The sequence below is a fragment of the Micromonospora purpureochromogenes genome (assembly GCF_900091515.1).
Taxonomy (GTDB): domain Bacteria; phylum Actinomycetota; class Actinomycetes; order Mycobacteriales; family Micromonosporaceae; genus Micromonospora; species Micromonospora purpureochromogenes.
In genome coordinates, this window is record NZ_LT607410.1 from 6,179,816 (window position 1) to 6,202,771 (window position 22,956).

Consider the following 22,956-nt stretch of genomic DNA (forward strand, 5'->3'; position numbering starts at 1 on the left):
TCAGGCCTCCAGCATGGCCCGGCCCAGCGGGGTCAGGGTGTGCAGCACCGTGTTGCGGTCCCGCTGGCTGACCAGCAGCCCGGCGTTGCGCAGCACGGCGGTGTGCTGGCTGGCGGCGGCCGGCGAGATGTGCAGCCGCCGGGCCACCTCGCCGGTGGTGCAGCCGTCGTCGCTGGCCTCCAGCACCGCGGCCCGGGTCCGGCCGAGCAGCGCGGCGAGCGCCTCCCGCCCGGCCCCCTCGCGGTTCGGGCCGGCGCCCTCGCCGGGTGCCGGGACCAGACCGCCCAGCCGGTCCACCGGATAGACCAGCACCGGGGGCAGCGCCGGGTCGAGCAGGGCCACCGGGGTACGCGCGCAGAAGAACGAGGGCACCAGCAGCAGCCCGCGCCCGTCCAGGTGCAGCTCCCGGCTGTACGGGTAGTCGTGCACCTCCAACCGGCCGGAGTCCCAGCGCATGGTGGGGCGCAGGCTGGCCAGCAGCCCCTCCGCCCCGCCGTCGAGCAGGGCACGGGCGCGGCGGTTGCGGTCGGCCTCCACCGCCGCCTGGATCCGCCCCCAGTACGGCTCGAGCGCCACCGACCGGTACTGCGTCATCGAGTCGGTCAGCAGTTGCAGCACCTCCGGCTCGCCGCGGGCCAGCGCGGCGGCGGAGGAGGGCAGCGAGTTCGCCCCCGCCAGCACGGTCAGGTCCCGGTTCAGCAGGTCGATCGGGGTGGCCCGGACCGCCTCCAGCCCCGCCTCGAACCCCACCACGCTCTGGTACGGGGTGAGGAAGTCGGGGAAGTAGCCGCGCGGCGGGTTCAGCGCGAAGAGCAACCGGAGCTGGTGGGAGGTGACGTCACGGCGCAGCTCGCGGGCGACGCCCCGGCGCCAGTGCGCCATCAGCGGGTCCCGGGTGCGGCCCTGCAGCAGGTGCAGACTCAGCACCAGCTCCCAGATCGGGTCGGCCGCGGGGGCCACCCTGGTCCGGAGAATGTCCTCCTGGGAGAAGTGGATCGTCAGCATGGAAGCGCTCCTGAGGGCGGGCAGGGGGATTGCCCACCGACCCTCTGCACTCTACCCGGCCGGCACTTACCTCCACTTTTAAGCGTGAGCTGAAAAACCTCGACGCCCCCGACCGCGGGTTGGCATGCTCCTACTGCCCGGTCCGGCGTGCGAAGGGGTCCACCAGCCACCCGACCGGGACGCCTCGGGGGCGGTGGGCGCGTCCGGGAGACACCACGAGGGTCTGCGGCCCTGGTCCGCAGAGGTGTCCCCCGGGCGCTCCGCGCCGAGCGGGGCCAGTCAGCCGATCCAGAGCGCGACCCGGTGGTCCTCGTCGGTGACGTAGAAGCAGCTCCCGTCCAGCTCGGCCAGGCCCTCCACGTGGTGGAAGGGTGCCAGGTCGGCCACCAGCTCCCCGGCGACCAGGTGCTCCTCGGCCCCCGGCCGCCAGCGGAAGCGGACGTGCCGGGAGGTCACCCCACCCCCCGCCGGATGGTCGTCCAGCAGCACCGAGCCCTTGCCCAGCGCGTCGATCGAGCCGACCACCGCCGCGTAGCCGCCGTCGGGGGTCGGGGCGATCGCGCGGAAGCCGACCAGCGCGCCCGGCGGGGTCACCCCGGTCAGCGCGTACGCCCGGCCGGCCACCGGCCAGTCGCCGTCCCCGGCGAACATCTCCGGCACCCCGGCCAGCTCGACCAGGATCGGCTCACCGGCGGCGGTCACCGGGAACCGGAGGCCGAGCAGCACGGTGCCGTCCGGGGTGAACGCGGCGGCCTCCACGTTCAGCGGCAGGTCGTCCTCGGCGAGCCGGCTCACCCAGCTCTTCGCCCGGGCGGTGCCCCGGGCCAGTGTCTCGACGATGAACCGGCGGCGGACCCGGTCGCCGGGCGGCAGCGGGGTGAAGGGCGCCTTCGCCAACGCGTCGTTGACCACCCGGTGCACCCGGAACCGGTTGCGCACCACCCGCACCGGCAGGGTCCCCGCCGCCGCGTCGTCCTCCCGGAACCGGGCCACGAACGCCCGGCGCGGGCGCAGCGGGCCGGCCTTCGAGCCGAAGTGCGAGCCGAAGACGTACACCCAGCCGTCGTGGTGGGCCAGCGCCTCGCCGTCCTCGGTGCGGCCGTTCTCGACGCCGGCGTCGGCGGGCACGTGCCGGGCGACCCACTCGCCGTCGGAGCGTTCCAGCAGCAGGGCCAGGCAGCGCTCCACCGGGCCCTCGTCCAGTACCGTCCAGAACCCGCGCCGGGCGCCGTGCGCGCGCAGCAGCGCCGGGGACCGGACCGGCAGCAGGTCACTGGCCTCGTTGCCGGCCACGACGAACTCGACGAGTCGCAGGGTCACCGGGCAAGGGTACGGAGCCGACGCTCGTAGAGTGTCGGGATGCCCGACGTCTCCGCCACCACCGACCCCGCCCGCCCCCCGTCCCCGTCCGCCGGCGAGGCGGCGCTGCACGCCGACGCGGTGGCGCTGCTGAGCGGATGGACGGCGACCAGCCCCGCCGCCGCCGAGGCGCGGGACCGCACCCTGGAGCTGCTGACCGCCGGGCCGGTGGCGATGGGCCGCAGCCACCGTCCCGGGCACGTCACCGCCAGCGCGCTGGTGCTGGACGCCACCGGCGACCGGGTGCTGCTCTGCCTGCACGGCAAGTTCCGCCGGTGGGTGCAGCTCGGCGGGCACTGCGAGCCGGCCGACCGCACCCTCGCCGCGGCCGCGCTGCGCGAGGCGACCGAGGAGTCGGGGATCGCCGGGCTGGTCGTCGACCCGGTGCCGATCGACGTGGACATCCACCCGGTCGCCTGCCAGGGCGGCTCGCTGCACCACGACGTACGCTTCGCGGTCTTCGCGCCGCCCGGCGCGGTGGAACGGGTCAGCGACGAGTCCGAGGCGCTGGGCTGGTTCCCGCCGGACCGGCTGCCCGAGCCGCTGGCCGGCGGGACGGTCCAGCTCGTCGCGCCGGCCCTGGCCGCGCTGCGCCGCCGCGCCTGAGGAGGCGACCGGCGGCGAGGCGGGTCAGACCAGTCCCTCTTCGCCCCGCTCCTTGAGCGCGTCGACCAGCACCTTGACGTCCTGGGCGCGGTCGCGCGGGCAGACCAGCACCGCGTCCGGGGTGTCCACCACGATCAGGTCCCGCACCCCGAGCGCGGCGACCAGCCGGCCGGACTGCGGCACCACCACCAGGTCGGCGCAGTCGTGCAGCAGCACGCCCGGCTTGGCGTCGGTGCCGAGCACCACGTTGCCGGCCGGATCGGCGGGGAGCACGTCACCGAGGGTGTGGAAGTCGCCGACGTCGTTCCAGCCGAAGTCGCCGGGCACCGTCGCGACCCGGCCGGCCGTCGCCGCGCCCTCCATCACCGCGTAGTCGACGGAGATCTTCGGCAGCGTCGGCCAGACCGTGCCCAGGATGTCGTCCTGCTCGGGGGTGCCCCAGGCGGCGGCGATGGCGCTCACCCCGGCGTGCAGGGCCGGCTGCTGGCGGGCCAGTTCGGCGAGGAAGACGTCCACCCGCCAGACGAACATGCTGGCGTTCCAGAGGTGCCGCCCCGAGCGCAGGTACGCCTCGGCGACCGGCGCGGCCGGCTTCTCCTTGAACTCGGTGACCGGGCGCAGTGGACCGTCGCCGATCGGCTCGCCGGTCTCCAGGTAGCCGTACCCGGTCTCGGCACGGGTCGGGGTGATGCCCACCGTCATCAGCAGACCCCGCTCCGCGCCGCGTACCGCCGCGCGCACCGTGTCCACCCAGGCGTCGGCGTCGCGGATCAGGTGGTCGGCCGCGAAGGAGCCCATCACCGCCTCCGGGTCCCGCTGCGCGATCACCGCGGCGGCCAGCGCGATCGCCGCGCAGGAGTCCCGCGGCGAGGGCTCCACCAGGATGTTCTCCTCGGGCAGCCCGGCGAGTTGCCGGGCCACCGCCGCCGCGTGCGCCGCTCCGGTGACGACCAGGATGTGCTCCGGTGTGGTCAGCGGCGCCAGCCGGTTGACGGTCGCCTGGAGCAGTGAGGCGCTGGTGCCGGTGAGCGGGTGGAGGAACTTGGGGTGCCCCGCGCGGGACAGCGGCCACAGTCTCGTGCCGCTGCCACCCGCCGGGATGACGGCGTAGAGCATCAGCACATCATGCCCGAACCGTTTCGGGGCGGACGCGGGGTCGTTCGCCGGGTCGTCGCACGCTCAGGCCCGGGCCCGGCTCCACGCCGCGATGTGCACCTCGGCGCTGGACCCCCAGGTGAACTCCTTGGCCCGGTCGAAACCGGCCTTGGCCAGGGAGAGCCGGCGCTGCTCGTCGTCGAGGAGGGCGGCCAGGTCGGTGGCGATCTGCTCCGGGTCCTCGCTGGTGTAGGCGACCGCGTCGCCACCCACCTCGGGCAGGGAGAGGCGCGGGGTGGTGAGCACCGGGGCCGCGCACGCCATCGCCTCCAGGATCGGCAGCCCGAACCCCTCGCCGTACGACGGGTAGGCGGCCACCAGCGCGCCGCCGAGGAAGCCGGGCAGGTCGGCGTAGCGCAGATAGCCCGGGCGCAGCAGGCGCAGGTGCGACGGCACCTCGGCCACCGCGCGGTCGATGTCGTCGTCGTGCCCCTGGCCGCCGGCCACCACCAGGGCCGGCGGGTTGTCCCGGTCGCCCACCGCGCGGGCCCAGCCGCGGATCAGGTTGGGGACGTTCTTGCGCGGCTCCTTGGCGCCGAGGAAGGCGACGTAGCTGCTGTTGCCCAGCCCCAGCCGGGCCCGGACCCGGGCCTTCTCCTCCTCGCTGGGCGCGTGGAAGGCCGCGTGGTCGACGCCGTGATAGGCGACGTCGATCCGGGTGGGATCGGCGTCGAGCAGCCGGATCAGCTCGTCCCGGGTGGCCTTGCTCGGCACGATCACCCGGTCGGCCCGGCGCAGCGAGGTCTTGATCGCGCTGCGGAAGAACGTCCGCCGGGACTTGTCGTAGTGCTCCGGCTCGGTGAAGAAGGTCGCGTCGTGCACGGTCACGGTGACCGGGCAGCCGGCCCGCAGCGGGCAGGTGTAGAAGGGCGAGTGCAGCACCTCGGCGCCGACCTGCTGGGCGAGCAGCGGCAGGCCGGTCTGCTCCCAGGCGAGGCGGGCGGGCCGGTGCGCGACGGCCGCCGGGGCGGGGATGACCTCCGCGCCCGGCAGCATCCGGGTGTAGCGCTCCAGGTCGGTGCGGAGGCTGACCACGACCAGGTCCACCCCCGAACCGCACACGGTGCCGAGGGCGCCGAGGAGGCCGTCGACGTATCTACCGACGCCGCCACGGTCGGCGGGGACACTCGTGGCGTCGATGAGCACGCGGGGCGGGCGACCGGCGGTCACGGGGCGACTCCTTGAACTGGCGGGTCTGTGGGGAACAACACTCCGGGCAAGCCTACGCCGGAGCCCGGTCCGGACGCTGACTGCGACCCGACGGTACGCCGACTTGTCATCGTCATCGAGTACGGGTCCCGGCGGCGTATCGTTCGCGCCGATGGCCGAGAACATTGCCCGGGTCTTCGCCGACGCGATCGCGACCGACCCCGCCCGCCCCCTGCTGACCTGGTACGACGACGCCACCGGCGAACGCACCGAACTGTCCGGCGCGACCCTGGCGAACTGGGTGGCCAAGACCGCCAACCTGCTCGTCGACGAGCTCGCCCTCTCCCCCGGCGATGCCGCCGCGGTGCTGCTCCCGCCGCACTGGCAGACCGCCGCGGTGCTGCTGGGCTGCTGGTCGGCGGGGGTGACGGTGGCCGACACGCCGGGCGACGTGGACGTGCTCTTCGCCGCCGCCGACCGGGTCGCCGAGACGGCCGCCTGGCCCGCCGGGGACCGGTACGCCCTGGCGCTGGCCCCGTTCGCCGCCCCGCTGCGCGCGGTGCCGGCCGGTTTCGCCGACTACGTCGTCGAGGTACGCACCCACGGCGACCACTTCACGCCGTACTCGCCGGGCGGCCCGGGCGACGCGGCGCTGCTGGCCCGGGCGACCGACCGCGCGATGGAGCTGTGCGTCGCCCCCGGCGACCGCCTCCTGGTCGACGCCGCCCGGCACCCCGACCCGGTCGACTGGCTGCTCGCCCCGCTGGTGCGGGGCGCCAGCATCGTCCTCTGCGGCAACCTCGACGCCACCCGGCTCGACGGCCGGGTGGCGTCCGAGAAGGTGACCCGGATCCTCCCCTGAGCCCGGCCCCGCACCCCGCGCCGCGGACGCGGTGCGGGGCGGGTCAGGCGGGGGTGGGGGTGTCGTGGTCGCTGGCGCGGCGCTGGGCGAAGGTGGCGAAGGCGGTCAGCGACTCGGGGTTGACCAGCGCGCCCTTGGCGGCGGCCGAGTCCACCGGGGTGCCGGTGAGGATCTTCTTGACCGGCACCTCCAGCTTCTTCGCCGACAGGGTGCGCGGCACGGCGCGGACCTGGTGGATCTCGTCCGGAACGTGCCGCGGCGACAGGGCGGTGCGCAGCTCGCGGCAGATCTTCCGACGCAGCGCGTCGTCCAGCTCCAGACCCTCGGCGAGGACCACGAAGAGCAGCAGCTCACCCGCGCCGCCCTCGTCGTCCTCCAGGTGCACGACCACCGAGTCGACGACCTCGTCCAGCCCCTCGACCACCGAGTAGAACTCGGCGGTGCCGAGCCGCACGCCGCCCCGGTTCAGGGTGGCGTCCGAGCGGCCGGTGATGACGCAGCCGCCCCGCTCGTTGATCGTGATCCAGTCGCCGTGCCGCCACACCCCGGGGTAGACGTCGAAGTACGCCTCCCGGTAGCGGCGGCCGTCCGGGTCGTTCCAGAAGCCCACCGGCATGCTCGGCATCGGCGCGGTGATCACCAGCTCGCCCAGCTCGCCGATGACCGGGGTGCCGTCGGCGGAGCGGGCCTCCACCTTCGCGCCGAGCGCCCGGCAGGTGATCTCACCGGCGTGCACCGGCAGCAGCGGCACCCCGCCGACGAACCCGGTGCAGACGTCCGTGCCGCCGGAGAGGGACTGGAGCTGGAGGCGCTGGCCGACCGTCTCGTACACCCAGGTGAAGCCCTCGGCGGGCAGCGGCGCGCCGGTCGAGCCGACCCCGCGCAGCGCGGCGAGGTCGGCGATCTCGCTGGGCACCAGGCCGGCCTTGCGGCAGGCCAGCAGGAACGGCGCCGAGGTGCCGAAGTACGTCGTCTGGGTCTCCTCGGCCAGCCGCCAGAGCGCACCCAGGTCGGGGTGGCCCGGGTTGCCGTCGAAGAGCACGATCGTCGCGCCCACCGCCGGGGCGGAGACCAGGAAGTTCCACATCATCCAGCCGGTGGTGGTGAACCAGAAGAATCGGTCGGCCGGACCCAGGTCGTGGTGCAGGGCGAGCATCTTCAGGTGCTCCAGCAGGATGCCCCCGTGCCCGTGCACGATCGGCTTGGGCAGGCCGGTGGTGCCCGAGGAGTAGAGCACGTAGAGCGGGTGGTCGAACGGCACCGGGGTGAAGGTCAGCGGCTCGTCGGTCGCGGCCGCCAGCTCGTCCCAGCCCAACGCGCCCTCTGGCGCGGCCTTCATTCGGTCCGGAGTGCCGCCTAGCGGCGCGGAGGCCGAATTATGGCCGTCGGCACCGGCCGGGTCGAGGTACGCGATGCCGACGGTGTGCTCCAGCGAGGGCAGCGCGGCCCGGATGGCGGCCACCTCGCCGCGCCGGTCGACCGGCTTGTCGCCGTACCGGTAGCCGTCCACGGCCACCAGCACCTTCGGCTCGATCTGCTGCCAGCGGTCGGTGACGCTGCGGGTGCCGAACTCGGGCGCGCAGGAGGAGAAGATCGCGCCGAGGCTGCTGGTGGCCAGCAGCAGCACGTACGTCTCGGGGATGTTCGGGGCGTACGCGGCCACCCGGTCCCCGGCGACCACGCCGAGCCGGCGCAGCCCGGCCGCCACCCGGCGGACCTGCTCACGCAGCTGGGCCGCGGTCAGCGTGACCGGCGCGCGGGTCTGGCCGTGCGCGATCACCACCGGGTCGTCGTCCGAGCGTCCCGGCATCCGCAGCACGTTCTCGGCGTAGTTGAGCGTCGCTCCGGGGAACCAGCGGGTGCCCGGCATCGCCGGGTCGGTCAGGGTCGCCGTCGGCGGGGTGTGCGCGACGACCTCGAAGTGGTCCCAGACCGAGCGCCAGAATGCGGCCAGGTCCTCGACCGACCAGCGCCACAGCTCGTCGTAGTCGGCGAAGTCCAGCCCGCGGTGCTCACGCAGCCAACGCAGGTAGTTCCCGATCCGCGACCGCTGGAGTACGTCCGCCGGCGGCGTCCACAGCACGTCACCCACTGCTCCACCCTCCCTCGGGCCCCGCACCACACTGTGAATGGGCCGTGGCGCCATCTTGCCCTACCTCGAAGCGTCATTCTCCGCACCCGGCGCCGGTGAGGGGGCGTGGCCGGTCCACACGCCGGACCGGCCACCTGTGTGGGTCGCGCCGCGACCGGGCGGGCGGGACGGACGCCTCAGCCGGCCCGGTGCGCCTGGATGGCCCGGCGCCTGGCCAGCCGGTGCGCCCGGCGGATCTCCGCCTCCCGGAACCGGCGCTCGTCCTCCGGGGTCTCCGGCAGCACGGGCCGGACCGCCCGGGGCGCGCCGCCCACGTCGACACCGACGAAGACCAGGTACGCGGTGGCCACCCGGACCGGCTCGTCCTCGGCCGAGTCCCAGCGCTCGGCGACCACCCGGACGCCCACCTCCATCGAGGTCTGCCCGGTCCAGTTCACCTGGGCGTGCGCGTGCACCAGGTCGCCGACCCGGACCGCCTCGGAGAAGACGATCTCGTCGATGGCGGCGGTGACGGCGGTGCCCCCGCTGTGCCGCGCCGCGGCGGCCCCGGCCACGTCGTCGACGAACTTCATCAGCACCCCGCCGTGCACCGTCCCGTAGAGGTTGACGTCGACGGCGGTCATGATGCGGCTCAGCGTGACCCGGGAGTACGAGGTGGGCTTGCCCGGCGGGGCGGCGGAGGGGTGCTCGGTCATGGCGGAAACGGTACGGTGCGCGGATGCGACATCTCTGGAGCTTCCTCGCCGGGTTGGTGGTGGCGCCCATCACCTGGGTGCTGATCACTCTCGGGCAGGACGGGTCGGGTCGGACCGTGAACCGCTGGGTGGAGATCGGTACGTACAGCACGCCCAACCTGATCGAGCCGGCCGTCTACCTCGGCGTCGCCGGCATCCTGCTCGGTCTGCTCGGCACCCTGCGCATCTCGCCGCTCGGCCCCCTCGTCGCCGGGCTGCTGCTGGTCATCCCGTACGTCGGGTTGTTCATCGCCCCGTTCACCGTGCTCGACAAGATTCCGGACGGCTGGAAGGTGCTCGGGGACCCACTGCCGCTGGACCAGCCGGTGCGGAACGGCACGCTGTTCCTGATCGGCCTGCTGCTGCTGATGGCGACCTTCAGCGGGCAGCGGTGGCGTCGGTGGCCGGCGGCGCCGTCGACCGGGGCGGAGCTGACCCCGGCCGACGACACATCGCCGGAGAACACCTTCACGCTCGGCGACTGGCCGTCGTCCGGGGCGCGGAGCGAGCAGGAAACCGCCCCGCTCACCCTCGGCTACCCGGACGTGGGCACCCCCACCGAGCCGCTGCCCCGGCGCAGCGGCGCGGAGTCGCCGTGGACCGCGCCGCCCCGCTACGGGTCCGCGAGCGACAGCACCGACAACCGTTGACGGCTGCGGGCGGGCCGGAGAACCCGGCCCGCCCGCCCGACGGGTCGTCGTCAGCCCTTGAGGAGCTGACGGGCCATCACGATGCGCTGCACCTGGTTGGTGCCCTCGTAGATCTGCGTGATCTTGGCGTCCCGCATCATCCGCTCGACCGGGTAGTCGCGGGTGTAGCCGTAGCCACCGAGCAGCTGCACCGCGTCGGTGGTGATCTCCATGGCGGCGTCGGAGGCGAAGCACTTGGCCGCCGCGCCGAAGTAGGTCAGGTCGGCGTCGCCGCGCTCGGACTTGCCGGCGGCGGCGTACGTCAGCTGCCGGGCCGCCTCCAGCTTCATGCCCATGTCGGCGAGCATGAACTGGATGCCCTGGAACTCCGCGATCGCCTTGCCGAACTGCTTGCGCTCGCTGACGTATCCCTTGGCGTAGTCGAGCGCGCCCTGGGCGATGCCGACGGCCTGCGCGGCGATGGTGACCCGGGTGTGGTCCAGGGTCTGCATCGCGGTGGCGAAGCCGGTGCCCTCGGCTCCGATCATGCGGTCGGCCGGGATCCGGACGTTGTCGAGGTAGACCTCGCGGGTCGGGGAGCCCTTGATGCCGAGCTTCTTCTCCGGCGCGCCGAAGCTGACCCCGGCGTCGGCCTTCTCCACCACGAAGGCGGAGATGCCCCGGGAGCGGGCTGTGGGATCGGTCACAGCGAAGACGGTGTAGTACTCCGAGACGCCCGCGTTGGTGATCCACCGCTTCACGCCGTTGAGCACCCAGTGGTCGCCGTCGCGCACCGCCCGGGTGATCATCGACGCGGCGTCGCTGCCCGCCTCCGGCTCGGAGAGGCAGTACGAGAACATCGCGTCGCCCGAGGCGACTCGGGTCAGGTACTTCTGCTTGAGCTCCTCGGAGCCGGCCAGGATCAGCGGCATGGTGCCGAGCTTGTTCACCGCCGGGATCAGCGAGGACGAGCCGCAGGCCCGCGCCACCTCCTCGATGACGATGGCCGTGGCCAGCGCGTCCGCGCCGGCGCCGCCGTACTCGACGGGGATGTGCGGGGCGTGGAAGTCCGCGGCCCGCAGCGCGTCGTAGGACGCCTTGGGGAACTCACCGGTCTCGTCCGCCTCGGCGGCGTTGGGGGCCACCTTCGCGGCACAGACCTCACGGACCGCCTCCCGGATCGCCTCGTGCTCCTCCGGCAACCGGTAGACGTCGAACGACTGCTCTGCGGCCATGTCGGCCCTCCCCTTTCACCGCTATCATGCGCAGTCTGTGGCGTCCTGAAGGTCCGCCGACTGCCGCAGGGTGAAGGATAGCTACCAGGTCCGGCCGGACCTTACCGGCGGGTAGGCTCGCGCACGACCAGCGTCGACACGGCACGACTATCCTCACACAAGACGACAAAGTTCCCTCGGCGCCGGCCTGGCGCCCCAGCCGAACGCGACGCAGCGACGCGCCGCCAGTGCGAGCGGAGAAGACAGGCGTGACGATCCCGTACCCGAACATCCAGCCGGTGCCGGCCATCACTCCGGTGACGCCGCCCTCGGGTGCCCCGCGACCGCGGGTGACCTTCCTCGGGACCGGTTACCTCGGCGCGACGTACGCCATCTGCTACGCCGAGCTGGGTTACGAGGTCCTCGGCTTCGACGTCGACGCGGACAAGATCGCCAAGCTGAACGCGGGCGAGGTCCCGATCCACGAGCCGGGCCTGGACGAGCTGCTCCGGCGCAACCTCGCCGCCGGTCGGCTGCGGTTCAGCACCGACATCGGCGAGGTCGCCGACTTCGGCGACGTGCACTTCATCTGCGTGGGCACCCCGCAGCGCGCCGACGGGATGGGCGCCGACCTGTCGTACGTCGAGGCGTCGGTGACCAGCCTGGCCCAGCACCTGACCCGCAAGGCGCTGATCGTCGGCAAGTCCACCGTCCCGGTCGGCACCGCCGAGTGGGTGGAGCAGCTCGTCGGCAAGCACTCCCCCACCGACCTGGGCGTCGAGGTGGCCTGGAGCCCCGAGTTCCTCCAGGAGGGCTTCGCCGTCGACGACGTGCTGCGCCCCAACCGGATCGTCGTCGGCGTCAAGACCGAGTGGGCCAACGGCATGCTCTACGCCGCCCACAAGGGCGTCTTCGACCTGGCCGCCACCGAGGACCGCGAGGTGCCCCTGGTGGTCACCGACTTCGCCACCGCCGAGCTGGTCAAGGTCGCCGCGAACGCCTTCCTGGCCACCAAGATCTCCTTCATCAACGCGATGGCCGAGGTCTGCGAGGCGTCCGGCGGCGACGTCACCCAGCTGGCCCGGGCGATCGGGTACGACCCGCGCATCGGCAACCGGTTCCTCCAGGCCGGGCTCGGCTTCGGCGGCGCCTGCCTGCCCAAGGACATCCGCGCCTTCCAGGCCCGGGCGCAGGAGTTGGGCGCCGGCGAGGCGCTGCGCTTCCTGCACGAGGTGGACCTGATCAACCTCCGCCGCCGTACCCGGGTCCTCCAGCTCGCCGCCGACCTGCTCGGCCGCCGCTCCGGCCCGGCCGGCCCGGACTTCTCCGGCACCCGGATCGCCGTGCTGGGCGCCACCTTCAAGCCCAACACCGACGACGTCCGCGACGCCCCGGCGCTCGCCGTCGCCGCCCTGCTGGCCAAGTCCGGCGCGGACGTGCACGTGTACGACCCGCAGGGCACCGAGAACGCCCGCCGGGTGGCCCCCGAGCTGACCTACGAGGCCAGCATGAACGACGCGGTGACCGGCGCCGACCTGGTCTGCGTGCTCACCGAGTGGGCCGACTTCCGCAACGCCGACCCGGTCGTCCTCGGCGAGCTGGCCGCCGGGCGCAAGGTGGTCGACGGGCGCAACTGCCTCGACTCCACACTGTGGACCCAGGCCGGCTGGGAGTACCGCGGCATGGGCCGCCCCTGACGGATCCGCGCCGATGCGCCGGCCGGGAAGCACCGCTTCCCGGCCGGCGCTCGTCGTTGTGCCGAATCGCCAGCGCCAGGTGTCGAAATCCGCGCCGGGGCAGGGCATGCTCGACACTGGAGGTCCACAGTGCGGGCCGGCCGGGTGGAGGGGTGTCGTGGAGAGCTTTCAGTGCTCCTCGTGTGGGCGGCAGATTCAGCCGGCCGCCCGTTGCCCGCACTGCGGCGCCGAGCAGCCGCAGTGGCGGGAACACCTGGCCGAGATCGAGCGGTCCATCGCGGAGATGAAGGCGCGCGAGGCGGCCATCCTCGCCGAGCAGCGGCAGATTGCCGCCAAGATGCAGGCCGCCCTCTTCCAGCGCGACATCCTCGCCCACGCCGGCGAGGAGCGGACCAGGCAGGCCACCCGCCCGCGCCGGGTGCTGCGCCGCAAGCCCGGCCGCCGGCCCCCGACCGCCGCCACCGGCGCCCCGCCCCGGGTGCCCCGGCAGGGCGCCGCGCCGCCCGGGTCCGACGACGGCCCGCCGCCGCCCCCGCGCGCCACCGCCACCTGGCTGGACGCCGACGATCCGGAGCACCCGCCGGAGGCGTCCTCCCGCGAGGTGCAGAACATCCCGCTCGGGCTCGGCGCGCTGCTGCTGGCCGTGGCCGCGGTGGTCTTCGCCGCGGTCGCGACCAGCTCGATGGACGCGCTCGCCCGGCTGGGCATCCTGCTGGTCGCCACCGTGCTGCTGCTGCTCGCCCCGCCCGTGCTCGCCCGGCGCGGGCTCACCTCGACCGCCGAGACGATCGCCACGGTCGGCCTGCTGCTGGTGCCGCTGGCCGGGTACGCGCTGTGGGCGGTGGACCGGATCGGTGCCGGCGGCGCCTCCGGCGCGGTCTTCTCCGGGGTGATCTTCGCGGTCACCGCCGCCGTCGCCCTCGGGTACGCCCGGGGCACCGGCCTGCGCGCGCCCCGCTTCGCCGCCGTGCTCGCCACCCAACCGGTGGTGCCGCTGCTGGCGTACGACCGGATCACCGGTCCCGGCGGGTGGGCGCTCGCGCTGACCGTCGTCGCCGTGCTCGACCTCTGGCTGGCCCGCTCGTCGCTGCTGCTGGAACGCCCGGTCCGCCGCGACCTGCCGGTCGACCCGCCGGCCGCGCCGACAGCGCCCCGACAGCGCGCCGCCACCGAGGGCCGGCCCGAGGCGGCGCCCGAAGAGGCCGACGAGGTGCTCGGCGCGGCGGCGACCCCGGCACCGGACGAGGTCGTCCGGCCGGTGCCCTGGCTGCCCCAGGTGACCTGGCTGCTGCACGGCGCGGCGGTGGCGCTCGCCCTGGCGTACGGGGTCACCGCGCTGCTACGCGCGGCCACCGTACCGGCGGCGACGGTGGCCGGCGCGGCGCTGCTGCTGGCCGCGGCGGTGGCCCTCGCCGGCGCGCTGGTGCTGCGGCGACCCCCGCTGCCCGACGTGGCCGCCGGCATCATGACGCTGGCCGTCATCGGGGCGCTGGGCCGGATCGCCTCGGTCGCCTACCCCGGTCGGGCGCTGCTGCTGATCGCCGCCGTCATCACGCTCACCGGGCTGGCCGTGCGGGCCGTACCTGAGGCGGCCCGACGCGGGCCGCAGTTCGCCGCCGCGGCGGCGCTCACGGTCAGCGGGGTGGTCGTCGCCGGCGGCGCCCTGCGCGCCGGCCTGGCCCCGGCCCGCGCGGCCCTGCCGGCCTGGTCCGCCGACCTGACCCGGTTCCCCGGCGAGCTGGCGGCGGCGGTCGGCCCGGCGGCCTGGCAGTTGGCCGCCAGCGCCCTGCTGCTGACCGTGGCGGCGGTGCTCGCCCTGCCGCCGGAGATCCGCCGCGAGTTCGCCGTGGTCGGCGCGGGGCTGACCGCGCTCGCCGTGCCGGCCTCCCTCGGCCTCGGCTGGGCGGCCGCGCCGTGGCCGATGGTGCTGGCCGCAGTCGGCATCGGGGTGCTCGGCCTCTCCGCCGGCACCACCCGCGCCGCGCTGGTGCACGCCGTCACCGCGACGGTGGTGGGCGTGATCGGCGCCGGGGCCGCGCTGAGCCGGCCCGCGCTGACCGCGGCGGCGCTGATCACCCTCGTCGTGGCGGGGGTGCTGGTCGCGCTCGCGCCCCGGGTGCGGATCACCCCGGCGGCGGCCGACACGCTCTCCGGGTGGGCGGCCGGCGGGGCGTCGTTCGCGCTGCCGGGCGCGGTGGCCGCCTTCGTCGCCGCCACCGAGCCGGCCGTCCCGGCGCCCAGTCCGGCGGTGCTGCGCGAGCTGACCGTCCCGATCCTGGCCGCCGGCTTCCTCGCGGTCTGCGTCACGCTGGGCTACGCGGCCATGGTGCAGGTCTCCCAGCGACACATCGCCCTGCCGCACGCGGCCGGCACGGCGCTCGGCGCGCTCGCGGTCGTCGCCGCCGCCTTCGGCGCCCCCGGCACCACCGCCGCCGACGCCTGGGTGGGCGGGCTGCTGCTGGTCGCCACCGTGCTGCTGCTGCTCGCCCCGCGGATCGACGCGGGCCGCCGGTCCGACCTCGCCCTCGACGGCTCCGACCTGGCCGCCGCGGCGGTCACCGCCGCGCTGATCGCCACGCTGGCCCGGATCGCGGCGGTGATCTCCAACGGCGGGCAGCTCGCGGTGGCCGCCGCGCTGGTGCTGCTGGTCGCCGTCGCCGCCCGGGCGATGCCGGAGGAGTGGCGCCGCGGGCCGGTGCTCGGGATCGCCGTCGGCGGCACCCTGATCGGCCTGCTGGCCGGCTGGTCGGCCCTGCGCGGCGGGGTCGGCGTGCTCGCCACGCCCGGACCGATCTGGGCCGGTGACCTCACCGGCTGGCCGGCCGCGCCCACCGGCGGCGCCACCTGGCAGGCCCCGGTAGCGCTGGCGATGCTCGGCACGGCGGCCGGGATCCTGCTTCCGCCGCCCTGGAAGTACGACATCGCCGGCGCGGCGGTCGTGCTCGCCACCATCGGCGCGCCGGCCGCTTTCGACCTGCCCTGGTGGTCGCCGGTGCTGGTCGGGACGATGGTCGCCACGGTCCTCGGCATGGCGGCGGTGGCCTCGGCCGATCCGCGCGCGGGGCTCTCCCGGGCGGTCGCGGCCGGTGCGGTGGCGCTGCACGCGGCGGCCGCCGGGCTGGTCCGGCCGTGGACCACAGCGCTGGCGCTGGGCGCCATCGCGCTGATCGGCCTGGTCGTCGCGGCGCTGGCCCGGGGGCTCGCCCCGTCGCTGACGGAGGACGTGGAGACCGAGGGGATGCCGCCGCACCTGGTGCGGATCGGCGGCGCGGCGGCCGGGGCGGCCCTGCTGGCGCTGCCGGGCGCAGTCGCCGCGCTGGCCGCCGAGTTCGGTCACTCGGCCCAGGTGGTGCTGACCGGTGCGCTGGCGGCGTCCAGCATCGGGCTGGCCGGGGTCGCCGCAGTCCGCCGCCAGGTGCCGCAGTACCTGCCGTACGCGAGCGCGGCGATCGTCGGCGGCGCGACGGTCAGCGCGCTGGCCGCCATCTTCGCCCACCTCCCCTCCGGGGTGTACGCCGCCGCGGCGGCGCTGCTCGGGGTGCTCGCCGAGCTGGTCCGGGCCGCCACCGTCCCGCCGGTCGGCTCGGCCCAGCCGGTACGCCGGTGGGCGGTCCTGCTGGACGGCGCGCTGCGCCGTCTGCCGGACGACGGCACCCGACGCCGCTGGCGCATCAGCCCGGCTGTCGGCGCCTTCGCCGCGGCGGCGCTGCCGACGGCGCTGGCCCTGGCCTCGCTCGCGCCGCTGCTCTACATCGCCCTGGTGGAGCCGCACCGGATGCTCTCCCGCATCTGGCAGGGGCCGCCGCCGGAGCTGCTCACCCCGCCGCCGGAGGCGGTCGACCCGACCCACGTGCTGACCGCGCTGCTGCTCACCGCGACCGCGGCGCTGGCCGCCACCGGGCTCAGCGGCGGGCGGCGCGCGCGGGCGGTACCGGTGGTCCTGCCGGGGCTGGCGGTGACCCTGTTGATCACCCCGGTGGCGCTCGGCCACGCCTGGCCGGAGAGCGCCCTGGCGGCACTCGCGGTCTTCACCATCTCGATGCTCGGGCTCGCGCTGACCCCGCCGCCGCCGCTGGCCGAGCCGGCCCGGTCGCTGCGGGTGACCCGGGTGCTGGTCTTCGTGATCGGGCTGGCCGGCGGCGGTGCCGGGCTGGCCGGCAGTCTCGGCACCCAGGGCCTGACCCTGTTCACCCTGGGCGGCGCGGTGGGCGTCGGCACCGTCGCGGCGCTCTACGGCACCACCCAGCGGGCGCGCATCCTCGGCTGGCTCTTCGCCTCGCTGATGGCGCAGCTCTTCGTGCTCACCGCCGGGCTGGTGGCCGGGTTCGCCGCCGTCTGGTCGGCGTTCGGGGTGCTGGCGGTCGGCGCGGTGTTGCAGGTGTTCGCGGCGACCCTGCCGAGGCTGCGCCGCCCCGAGGCGCAGCCCGAGGCGGCCACCGTGGAGTGGACCGGGTACGCGGCCGCGCTGATCGCCCTGGCGCTGGCCTACGACTCACCCCGGCACATCGCCGCCCTGCTGGCCGCCTGGGGTGCCGTGCTCGGGGTGGCCGCGAGCCGGCCGGGGCGCCGCCCGCTGGAACGGCAGATCCTCTTCTGGGCGGTGGTGGCCTGCGAGATCACCGCCTGGTGGATCCTGATGCGGGTCGCCGACGTGGCGCTGCCGGAGGCGTACACGCTGCCGTTCGCGGCGCTCGCCCTGCTGGTGGGGATGCTGGAGCTGCGGCACCGCCCGGACCTGTCGAGCTGGGTGGCGTACGGGCCGGCGCTGGTCACCGCGTTCGTGCCGACCCTGGCGATCGTGCTGGCGACCGAGTCCAGCATGCTGCGGCAGGTACTGCTGCTGCTCGGCGCGGTGGCGGTGCTGATCTTCGGCACCACCAGCCGGCAGCAGGCACCGGTGATCGTCGGCGCCACCGTCACCGCGATCGCCGCGGTGCACGCGCTGTTCAGCCTCGGCCCGTGGCTGGTGCTGATCCCGGTCGGCGTGGTGCTGCTGGTGCTGGGCGCGAGCAACGAGCGCCGCCGGCGCGCCCAGGAGCGGCTGCAGAGCGCGCTGCGCGGCATGCGGTGAATCGGAGGGTCCCTGTGGCGTGAGTGCCGTGTTGCGCAGAGCGTGCCGGGTGGTCGCAGATCACGAACTGGTTGCCGAGCCCGGTGCCGGGGGCCTCGTCGCGGCCGGGATCATGCCGGGGTCACTCGGTGGTCGCCGCCGGGCGGCCCGGTCGATCTCGACGTGATCAGGAGTCGCGGCTACCAGCGGTGACGGTCAACTCCGGCCCATGCCGCACCCCGCAGCGCCTTTGCTCTGCTGCCCTTCACGCAACAGTCACGCCGAGTGACGACCCGTCGAGCGGCAGGTTCCCGGGCGTATCGCATTCCGGCTGTTCAAGGCGGTGTTGCTTACGGGGCAGCAGAGCAAAGGGAGCGAACCTGGGACCCGGAGGGGCGTCACAGCCGGCACGCTGCGTGATGCCCCCTGGGATCACCGACGGTGAGCGCCGTCGTCGGGTGGAGCGGTCAGGCGAGGGAGGCGCGGAGGGCGGCGTCCTTCTCGGCCACCATCTCCTCCAGGCTCGCCTGGAAGGCGGTCATCCGCTTCAGCAGCGCCGGGTCCGAGGCGGCCAGGATGCGGACGGCGAGCAGGCCCGCGTTGCGGGCGTTGCCGATCGACACGGTGGCCACCGGCACCCCGGCCGGCATCTGCACGATGGAGAGCAGGGAGTCCATCCCGTCGAGGTGCTTGAGCGGCACCGGCACGCCGATCACCGGCAGCGGAGTCACCGAGGCGACCATGCCGGGCAGGTGGGCCGCGCCGCCCGCCCCGGCGATGATCACCTTGACGCCGCGGTCGGCGGCGGAGCGGCCGTATTCGATCATCTTGACCGGGGTGCGGTGGGCGGAGACGACGCCCACCTCGTAGGGCACCCCGAACTCGTCCAGCGCCTCGGCGGCGGCCTTCATGACCGGCCAGTCCGAGTCGCTGCCCATGATCAGCCCAACGGTGCTCACGCCTGCCCCTCCCGCAGCCAAGAAGCGGCCCGCGCCGCCCGCGCCCGCACGTGGTCCAGGTCGTTGCCGAGCAGCGTGACGTGCCCGATCTTGCGGCCCGGCCGCACCTGCTTGCCGTACAGGTGGACCTTGGCGCCCGGCTCGGCGGCGAAGAGGTGATGCAGCCGCTCGTCGATGGAGATGCCGCCCGGCTCGCCGCCGAGCACGTTCGCCATCACCACCACCGGCGCGGTCAGCGAGGTGTCCCCCATCGGGTAGTCGAGCACGGCCCGCAGGTGCTGCTCGAACTGCGAGGTGCGGGCGCCCTCGATGGTCCAGTGCCCGGAGTTGTGCGGCCGCATGGCCAGCTCGTTGACGACCAGGCCGGTGTCGGTCTGGAACAGCTCCACCGCCAGCAGGCCGACGACGCCGAGCGCGGTGGCCAGGTCGATGGCGAGCTGCTGGGCGGCGAGCGCCAGCTCCTCCGACAGGTCGGGTGCGGGGGCGAGCACCTCGACGCAGATCCCGTCCCGCTGCACGGTCTCCACCACCGGGTACGCGGCGACCTGTCCGAACGGCGAGCGAGCCACCTGCACGGCCAGCTCCCGACGCAGCGCCACCCGCTCCTCGACGATCAGCGAGGTGCCGCCGGCGAGCAGCGTCGCGGCCAGCTCGGCGGCCCGGGTGGGGTCGTCGACCATCCAGACGCCCCGGCCGTCGTAGCCGCCGCGGGCGGCCTTCAGCACCACCGGCCAGCCGTTCTCCTCGCCGAAGGCGACCAGGTCGGCGGGCTCGGCGACCGGCCGCCAGGCCGGGTTGGGCGCACCCAGTGCAGCGAGGCGCTCCCGCATGATCCGCTTGTCCTGCGCGTGCAGCAGCGCGTCGGCGGCCGGGAAGAGCTTCACGCCCTCGGCGGCGAGGGCGCGGATGTGCTCGGTGGGCACGTGCTCGTGGTCGAAGGTGACCACGTCGCAGCCCTTGGCGAAGGTGCGCAGCGCGGAGAGGTCGGTGTGGTCGCCGTACTGGACGTCGGAGGCGACCAGGGCGGCGCCGTCGTCCGGGGCGAGCGCCAGCACGCGCAGTGACTGGCCGAGGGCGATGGCGGCCTGGTGGGTCATCCGGGCCAGCTGGCCTCCGCCCACCATGCCGACGACGGGCAGACCGGTACGGGAATCCATAGCGCCGCCAGCCTATCCGGGCCGCCGGCGAGCACCGCCGCGAGGGCCGCCCGGCCCGCCAGATCGACTCCGGGCGTCAGCCGAGCTGGGCGACCAGCTCGTCGACCGAGGTCACCGGCCGCTGGCAGACGAAACCCCGGCAGACGTACGCGGTGGGCCGCCCGTCGACCAGCGGCCGGTCCGCGAGCAGCGGCACCCCCGGCTGGTCGGGTCGACCGGCGACCACCACCGCGCCCGGCGGGGCGTGCCGCACGGCGGCGGCCACCAGCGGATCACCCACCGCGTCGTCGGTGGCCACCGCGATCTCGTACGGCCCGGAGAGCAGCGCCTCGCCCACCGTCGCCGCGTAGCCGGTGAAGCGGGCGTGCCGCCCGACGATCGGCGCGACGGTGGCCAGCGCCGCCTCGGCCGCCTCCCGGTACCGGCTCTCCCCGGTCAGCGCCGCGTACGCCACCAGCGCCGCCACGATCGCCGAGCGCCCCGACGGGGTGGCGTTGTCGGTCGGGTCGGCCGGCCGGGCGACCAGCTGCTCGGCGTCGTCGGCGGTGTCGTAGAAGCCGCCGCCCGGGGCGGCGAACCGGGCCAGGGCCACGTCGAGCAGTCCGCCGGCCAGCTCCAGCCAGCGCCCCTCGCCGGTGAGCTGGTGCATCGCGCAGAACGCCTCGGCCACGCAGCCGTAGTCCTCCAGCACGCCGGCCGGCTCGCCGACCACCTTGTCCCGGGACGCCCGGCGCAGCCGCCCGTCCACGATGTGCACGGCGGCCAGGTGCTCGACGGCGTCGCGCATCGCGCCGTCGACGACGATGGTGACGCCCTCCATCAGGTTGGCGTCCTCGTCTTCGGGCGAGGCGTAGAGGGCGGCGACCCGGAGGAACTCGGCGATCGCGGTGATCGCCAGGCCGTTCCAGGCGGCCACCACCTTGTCGTCGCGGGCCGGTTGCGGGCGGGTGTCCCGGGCGACGAGCAGCCGACCGACGACGTCCCGCCAGCGGGCCCGGATCTCCGGGTCGGCGTCGTCGACGTCCCGGGCGAGCCGCAGCACGCTCGTGCCGTGCTCAAAGGTGCCCGCCTCAGTCACCTCGAAGAGGTCGGCGGCCCAGCGGCCGTCCTCCTCGCCGAGCGCCTCGACGAGCTGGGCCGGGGTCCAGGCGTAGGTCAGCCCCTCGACGCCCTCGGTGTCGGCGTCCAGCGCGGAGGCGAAGCCCTCCCCCGGCCGGTGCAGCTCGTCGGCGAGGAACCGGGCGGTGTCCCGGGCCACCCGCCGGGCCATCCGGTCGCCGGTGAGCCGCCAGAGCTCGGCGTAGAACCGCAGCAGCAGGGCGTTGTCGTAGAGCATCTTCTCGAAGTGCGGCACGGTCCAGTGCGCGTCCACCGAATAGCGGGCGAAGCCGCCGGCGAGCTGGTCGTGGATGCCGCCGCGGGCCATCGCCTCGGCGGTGTGCCGGGCGATCTCCAGGCTGCGCGGCGAGCCGGTGCGCTCGTGGTGCCGGAGCAGGAAGAGCAGGTTCATGTGCGGCGGGAACTTCGGCGCCCCGCCGAAGCCGCCGTTCGTCGCGTCGTACTCGCCGGAGAGCTGGTCGGCGGCGGAGTCCAGCAGCTCGGCGGTGAGCGGGGCGGTCGGGCCGCCGACGGCCTGGGCGCCGCCGATCGCCTCGACCACGGCGGCGCCCTGGCGCAGCACCGCCTCGCGCTGGTCGCGCCACGCCGTGGCGACCGACTCCAGCAGCCGGACGAAGTTCGCCTTGGGGAAGTACGTGCCGCAGAAGAACGGGGTGCCGTCGGGGGTGGCGAAGACCGTCATCGGCCAGCCGCCCTGCCCGGTCATCGCCTGGGTGGCGGTCATGTAGACCGCGTCGACGTCCGGCCGCTCCTCCCGGTCCACCTTGATCGCCACGAAGTCGTCGTTGACCAGCGCGCCGACCTGCTCGTTCTCGAACGACTCGTGCGCCATCACGTGACACCAGTGGCAGGCCGCGTAGCCCACGGAGATCAGCACCGGCACGTCCCGCCGCTTCGCCTCCGCGAACGCCTCGGCGCCCCACGGCCACCAGTCGACCGGGTTGTCGGCGTGCTGGAGCAGGTACGGCGAGGTCGCGTCCGCGAGTCGGTTCACCCGACGACCATATCCAGCCGGACGGGCCCGCGCCGGTCGGACCGACGGCAATCACGGGGCCTTCCGTAGTTCACTTTCATCTATTTATATCTGTGCATGCCGGCGATCGTCGCCGGCCTCGCGAGGAGGCACGCATGCGCGGATCCCGTCTGTCCGTACTCACCTCGGTCGCGGTGCTCGCGGTCGTCCTCACCGGACAACCCGCGGTCGCCGCCGTCGACCCCGCCACCCGGATCTCCGGGACCACGGCCGTCGGCACCCACAACGCGTACGAGCGCGGCACCTACACCTACCTGGCGCAGGCGCTCGATGCCCGGCCCGGGATGATCGAGCTGGACGTCTGGCCGGACGTGCTCACGCGCCAGTGGCGGGTCAGCCACTCCAACCCGCTCGGCAACGACAACAACTGCGTCGCCGCCACCAGCGCCGCGCAGCTCTACACCGGCACCCGCAACAAGAACCTCGAACACTGCCTGGACGACATCCGGCTCTGGCTGGGCGCCCACCCCGACGCCGGGCCGGTGCAACTCAAGCTGGAGCTGAAGACCGGCTTCAGCGCCCGGACCGGGCAGGGACCGGTCCAGCTCGACGCGCTGCTCGCCGCCCGGCTCGGCGACCGGGTCTTCCGCCCGGTCGACCTGCGCGGCGGGTACGCCTCGCTGGACGCCGCCGCCCGGGCCGACGCCTGGCCGACCCGCCAACAGCTCGCCGGCAAGGTGCTCGTGGAGCTGATCCCGGGCACCGTGGAGGAGGGCAACCCCACCGACACGCTCCGCACCGACGTCGAGTACGCCCGTCACCTCGCCGGGCTGGCGTCGGCCGGCACCCTCGCCCGGGCCCAGGCGTTCCCCGCCGTGCACAACGCCCAGGCCGGCGACCCACGCACCCGCTACACCGAGGTGAGCCTGCGGCCGTGGTTCGTCGTCTTCGACGGCGACGCGAGCACGTACGTCGGCGGCGGCATCGACACCTCCTGGTACGCCACCAACCACTACCTGCTGGTGATGACCGACGCGCAGAACGTGCCGCCGAAGGTGGGGAACACCGACCCGGACACCGCCCGGGCCCGCGTCGCCGAACTGGCGGCGGCGCACGCCAGCATCGTCTCCGCCGACTGGGCGGCGCTGCCGACCGTCGTCGGCGAGGTCCTCCCCCGCGCCTGACGCCAGCCGGGA

16 protein-coding genes are annotated in these 22,956 nt (G+C 74.7%); 6 read left to right on the forward strand and 10 right to left on the reverse strand.

Annotated elements, in window-relative coordinates; genetic code table 11:
• Positions 1-1,005: an ArsR/SmtB family transcription factor gene (locus GA0074696_RS28195; RefSeq protein ID WP_088963887.1), complete on the reverse strand. Its 1,005-nt coding sequence runs from the start codon at positions 1,003-1,005 to the stop codon at positions 1-3.
• A gap of 279 nt (positions 1,006-1,284) precedes the next feature.
• The gene (locus GA0074696_RS28200) at positions 1,285-2,325 is read right to left on the reverse strand and encodes a hypothetical protein (protein ID WP_088963888.1); all 1,041 of its coding nucleotides are present in this window, start codon (positions 2,323-2,325) and stop codon (positions 1,285-1,287) included.
• A gap of 39 nt (positions 2,326-2,364) precedes the next feature.
• Between GA0074696_RS28200 and GA0074696_RS28205 the strand changes: the two genes are divergently transcribed.
• Complete coding sequence (locus tag GA0074696_RS28205; RefSeq protein WP_088963889.1) at positions 2,365-2,970, forward strand: NUDIX hydrolase; 606 nt, start codon at positions 2,365-2,367, stop codon at positions 2,968-2,970.
• A 24-nt stretch (positions 2,971-2,994) separates the two neighbouring features.
• Here GA0074696_RS28205 and GA0074696_RS28210 read toward each other — a convergent pair whose 3' ends face one another.
• A complete protein-coding gene (locus tag GA0074696_RS28210) occupies positions 2,995-4,086 on the reverse strand; it encodes a mannose-1-phosphate guanylyltransferase (RefSeq protein WP_088964860.1) in 1,092 nt (363 codons plus the stop codon).
• A 63-nt stretch (positions 4,087-4,149) separates the two neighbouring features.
• Positions 4,150-5,295, reverse strand: coding sequence for a glycosyltransferase family 4 protein (locus GA0074696_RS28215; RefSeq protein WP_088963890.1), 1,146 nt, complete (start codon positions 5,293-5,295; stop codon positions 4,150-4,152).
• A gap of 151 nt (positions 5,296-5,446) precedes the next feature.
• Here GA0074696_RS28215 and GA0074696_RS28220 point away from each other — a divergent pair, with 151 nt between their 5' ends.
• On the forward strand, positions 5,447-6,136 hold the full coding sequence (locus GA0074696_RS28220; protein WP_088963891.1) for a TIGR03089 family protein: 690 nt from the start codon (positions 5,447-5,449) through the stop codon (positions 6,134-6,136).
• A gap of 43 nt (positions 6,137-6,179) precedes the next feature.
• On the opposite strand, the gene GA0074696_RS28225 is transcribed toward GA0074696_RS28220, so the two are convergent.
• Entirely contained in the window at positions 6,180-8,228 is a 2,049-nt protein-coding gene (locus GA0074696_RS28225) for an acetoacetate--CoA ligase (RefSeq protein ID WP_088963892.1), read from the reverse strand.
• Positions 8,229-8,404: 176 nt separating this feature from the next.
• Entirely contained in the window at positions 8,405-8,923 is a 519-nt protein-coding gene (locus GA0074696_RS28230) for an acyl-CoA thioesterase (RefSeq protein ID WP_088963893.1), read from the reverse strand.
• Positions 8,924-8,946: 23 nt separating this feature from the next.
• Here GA0074696_RS28230 and GA0074696_RS28235 point away from each other — a divergent pair, with 23 nt between their 5' ends.
• Positions 8,947-9,612 carry a hypothetical protein gene (locus GA0074696_RS28235; RefSeq protein WP_088963894.1) on the forward strand — a complete coding sequence of 222 codons (666 nt, stop codon included), beginning with the start codon at positions 8,947-8,949 and terminating at the stop codon, positions 9,610-9,612.
• A gap of 50 nt (positions 9,613-9,662) precedes the next feature.
• On the opposite strand, the gene GA0074696_RS28240 is transcribed toward GA0074696_RS28235, so the two are convergent.
• Entirely contained in the window at positions 9,663-10,826 is a 1,164-nt protein-coding gene (locus tag GA0074696_RS28240; protein WP_088963895.1) for an acyl-CoA dehydrogenase family protein, read from the reverse strand.
• A gap of 248 nt (positions 10,827-11,074) precedes the next feature.
• On the opposite strand from GA0074696_RS28240, the gene GA0074696_RS28245 reads away from it, so the two are divergent.
• Complete coding sequence (locus GA0074696_RS28245) at positions 11,075-12,502, forward strand: UDP-glucose dehydrogenase family protein (protein ID WP_088963896.1); 1,428 nt, start codon at positions 11,075-11,077, stop codon at positions 12,500-12,502.
• 157 nt (positions 12,503-12,659) lie between these two features.
• Positions 12,660-17,573, forward strand: a complete 4,914-nt coding sequence (locus tag GA0074696_RS28250; protein WP_088963897.1) for an SCO7613 C-terminal domain-containing membrane protein — start codon at positions 12,660-12,662, stop codon at positions 17,571-17,573.
• 446 nt (positions 17,574-18,019) lie between these two features.
• On the opposite strand, the gene purE is transcribed toward GA0074696_RS28250, so the two are convergent.
• The 3 genes from purE to GA0074696_RS28265 form a co-directional block, all read right to left on the reverse strand.
• On the reverse strand, positions 18,020-18,511 hold the full coding sequence (gene purE, locus GA0074696_RS28255; protein ID WP_088963898.1) for a 5-(carboxyamino)imidazole ribonucleotide mutase: 492 nt from the start codon (positions 18,509-18,511) through the stop codon (positions 18,020-18,022).
• A complete protein-coding gene (locus GA0074696_RS28260; protein ID WP_088963899.1) occupies positions 18,508-19,668 on the reverse strand; it encodes a 5-(carboxyamino)imidazole ribonucleotide synthase in 1,161 nt (386 codons plus the stop codon). The genes purE and GA0074696_RS28260 overlap by 4 nt, the downstream gene beginning before the upstream one ends.
• A 76-nt stretch (positions 19,669-19,744) precedes the next feature.
• Positions 19,745-21,781, reverse strand: a complete 2,037-nt coding sequence (locus GA0074696_RS28265; RefSeq protein ID WP_088963900.1) for a thioredoxin domain-containing protein — start codon at positions 21,779-21,781, stop codon at positions 19,745-19,747.
• A 134-nt stretch (positions 21,782-21,915) separates the two neighbouring features.
• Between GA0074696_RS28265 and GA0074696_RS28270 the strand changes: the two genes are divergently transcribed.
• Positions 21,916-22,944: a phosphatidylinositol-specific phospholipase C domain-containing protein gene (locus GA0074696_RS28270; RefSeq protein WP_088963901.1), complete on the forward strand. Its 1,029-nt coding sequence runs from the start codon at positions 21,916-21,918 to the stop codon at positions 22,942-22,944.
• Positions 22,945-22,956 lie beyond the last annotated feature (12 nt).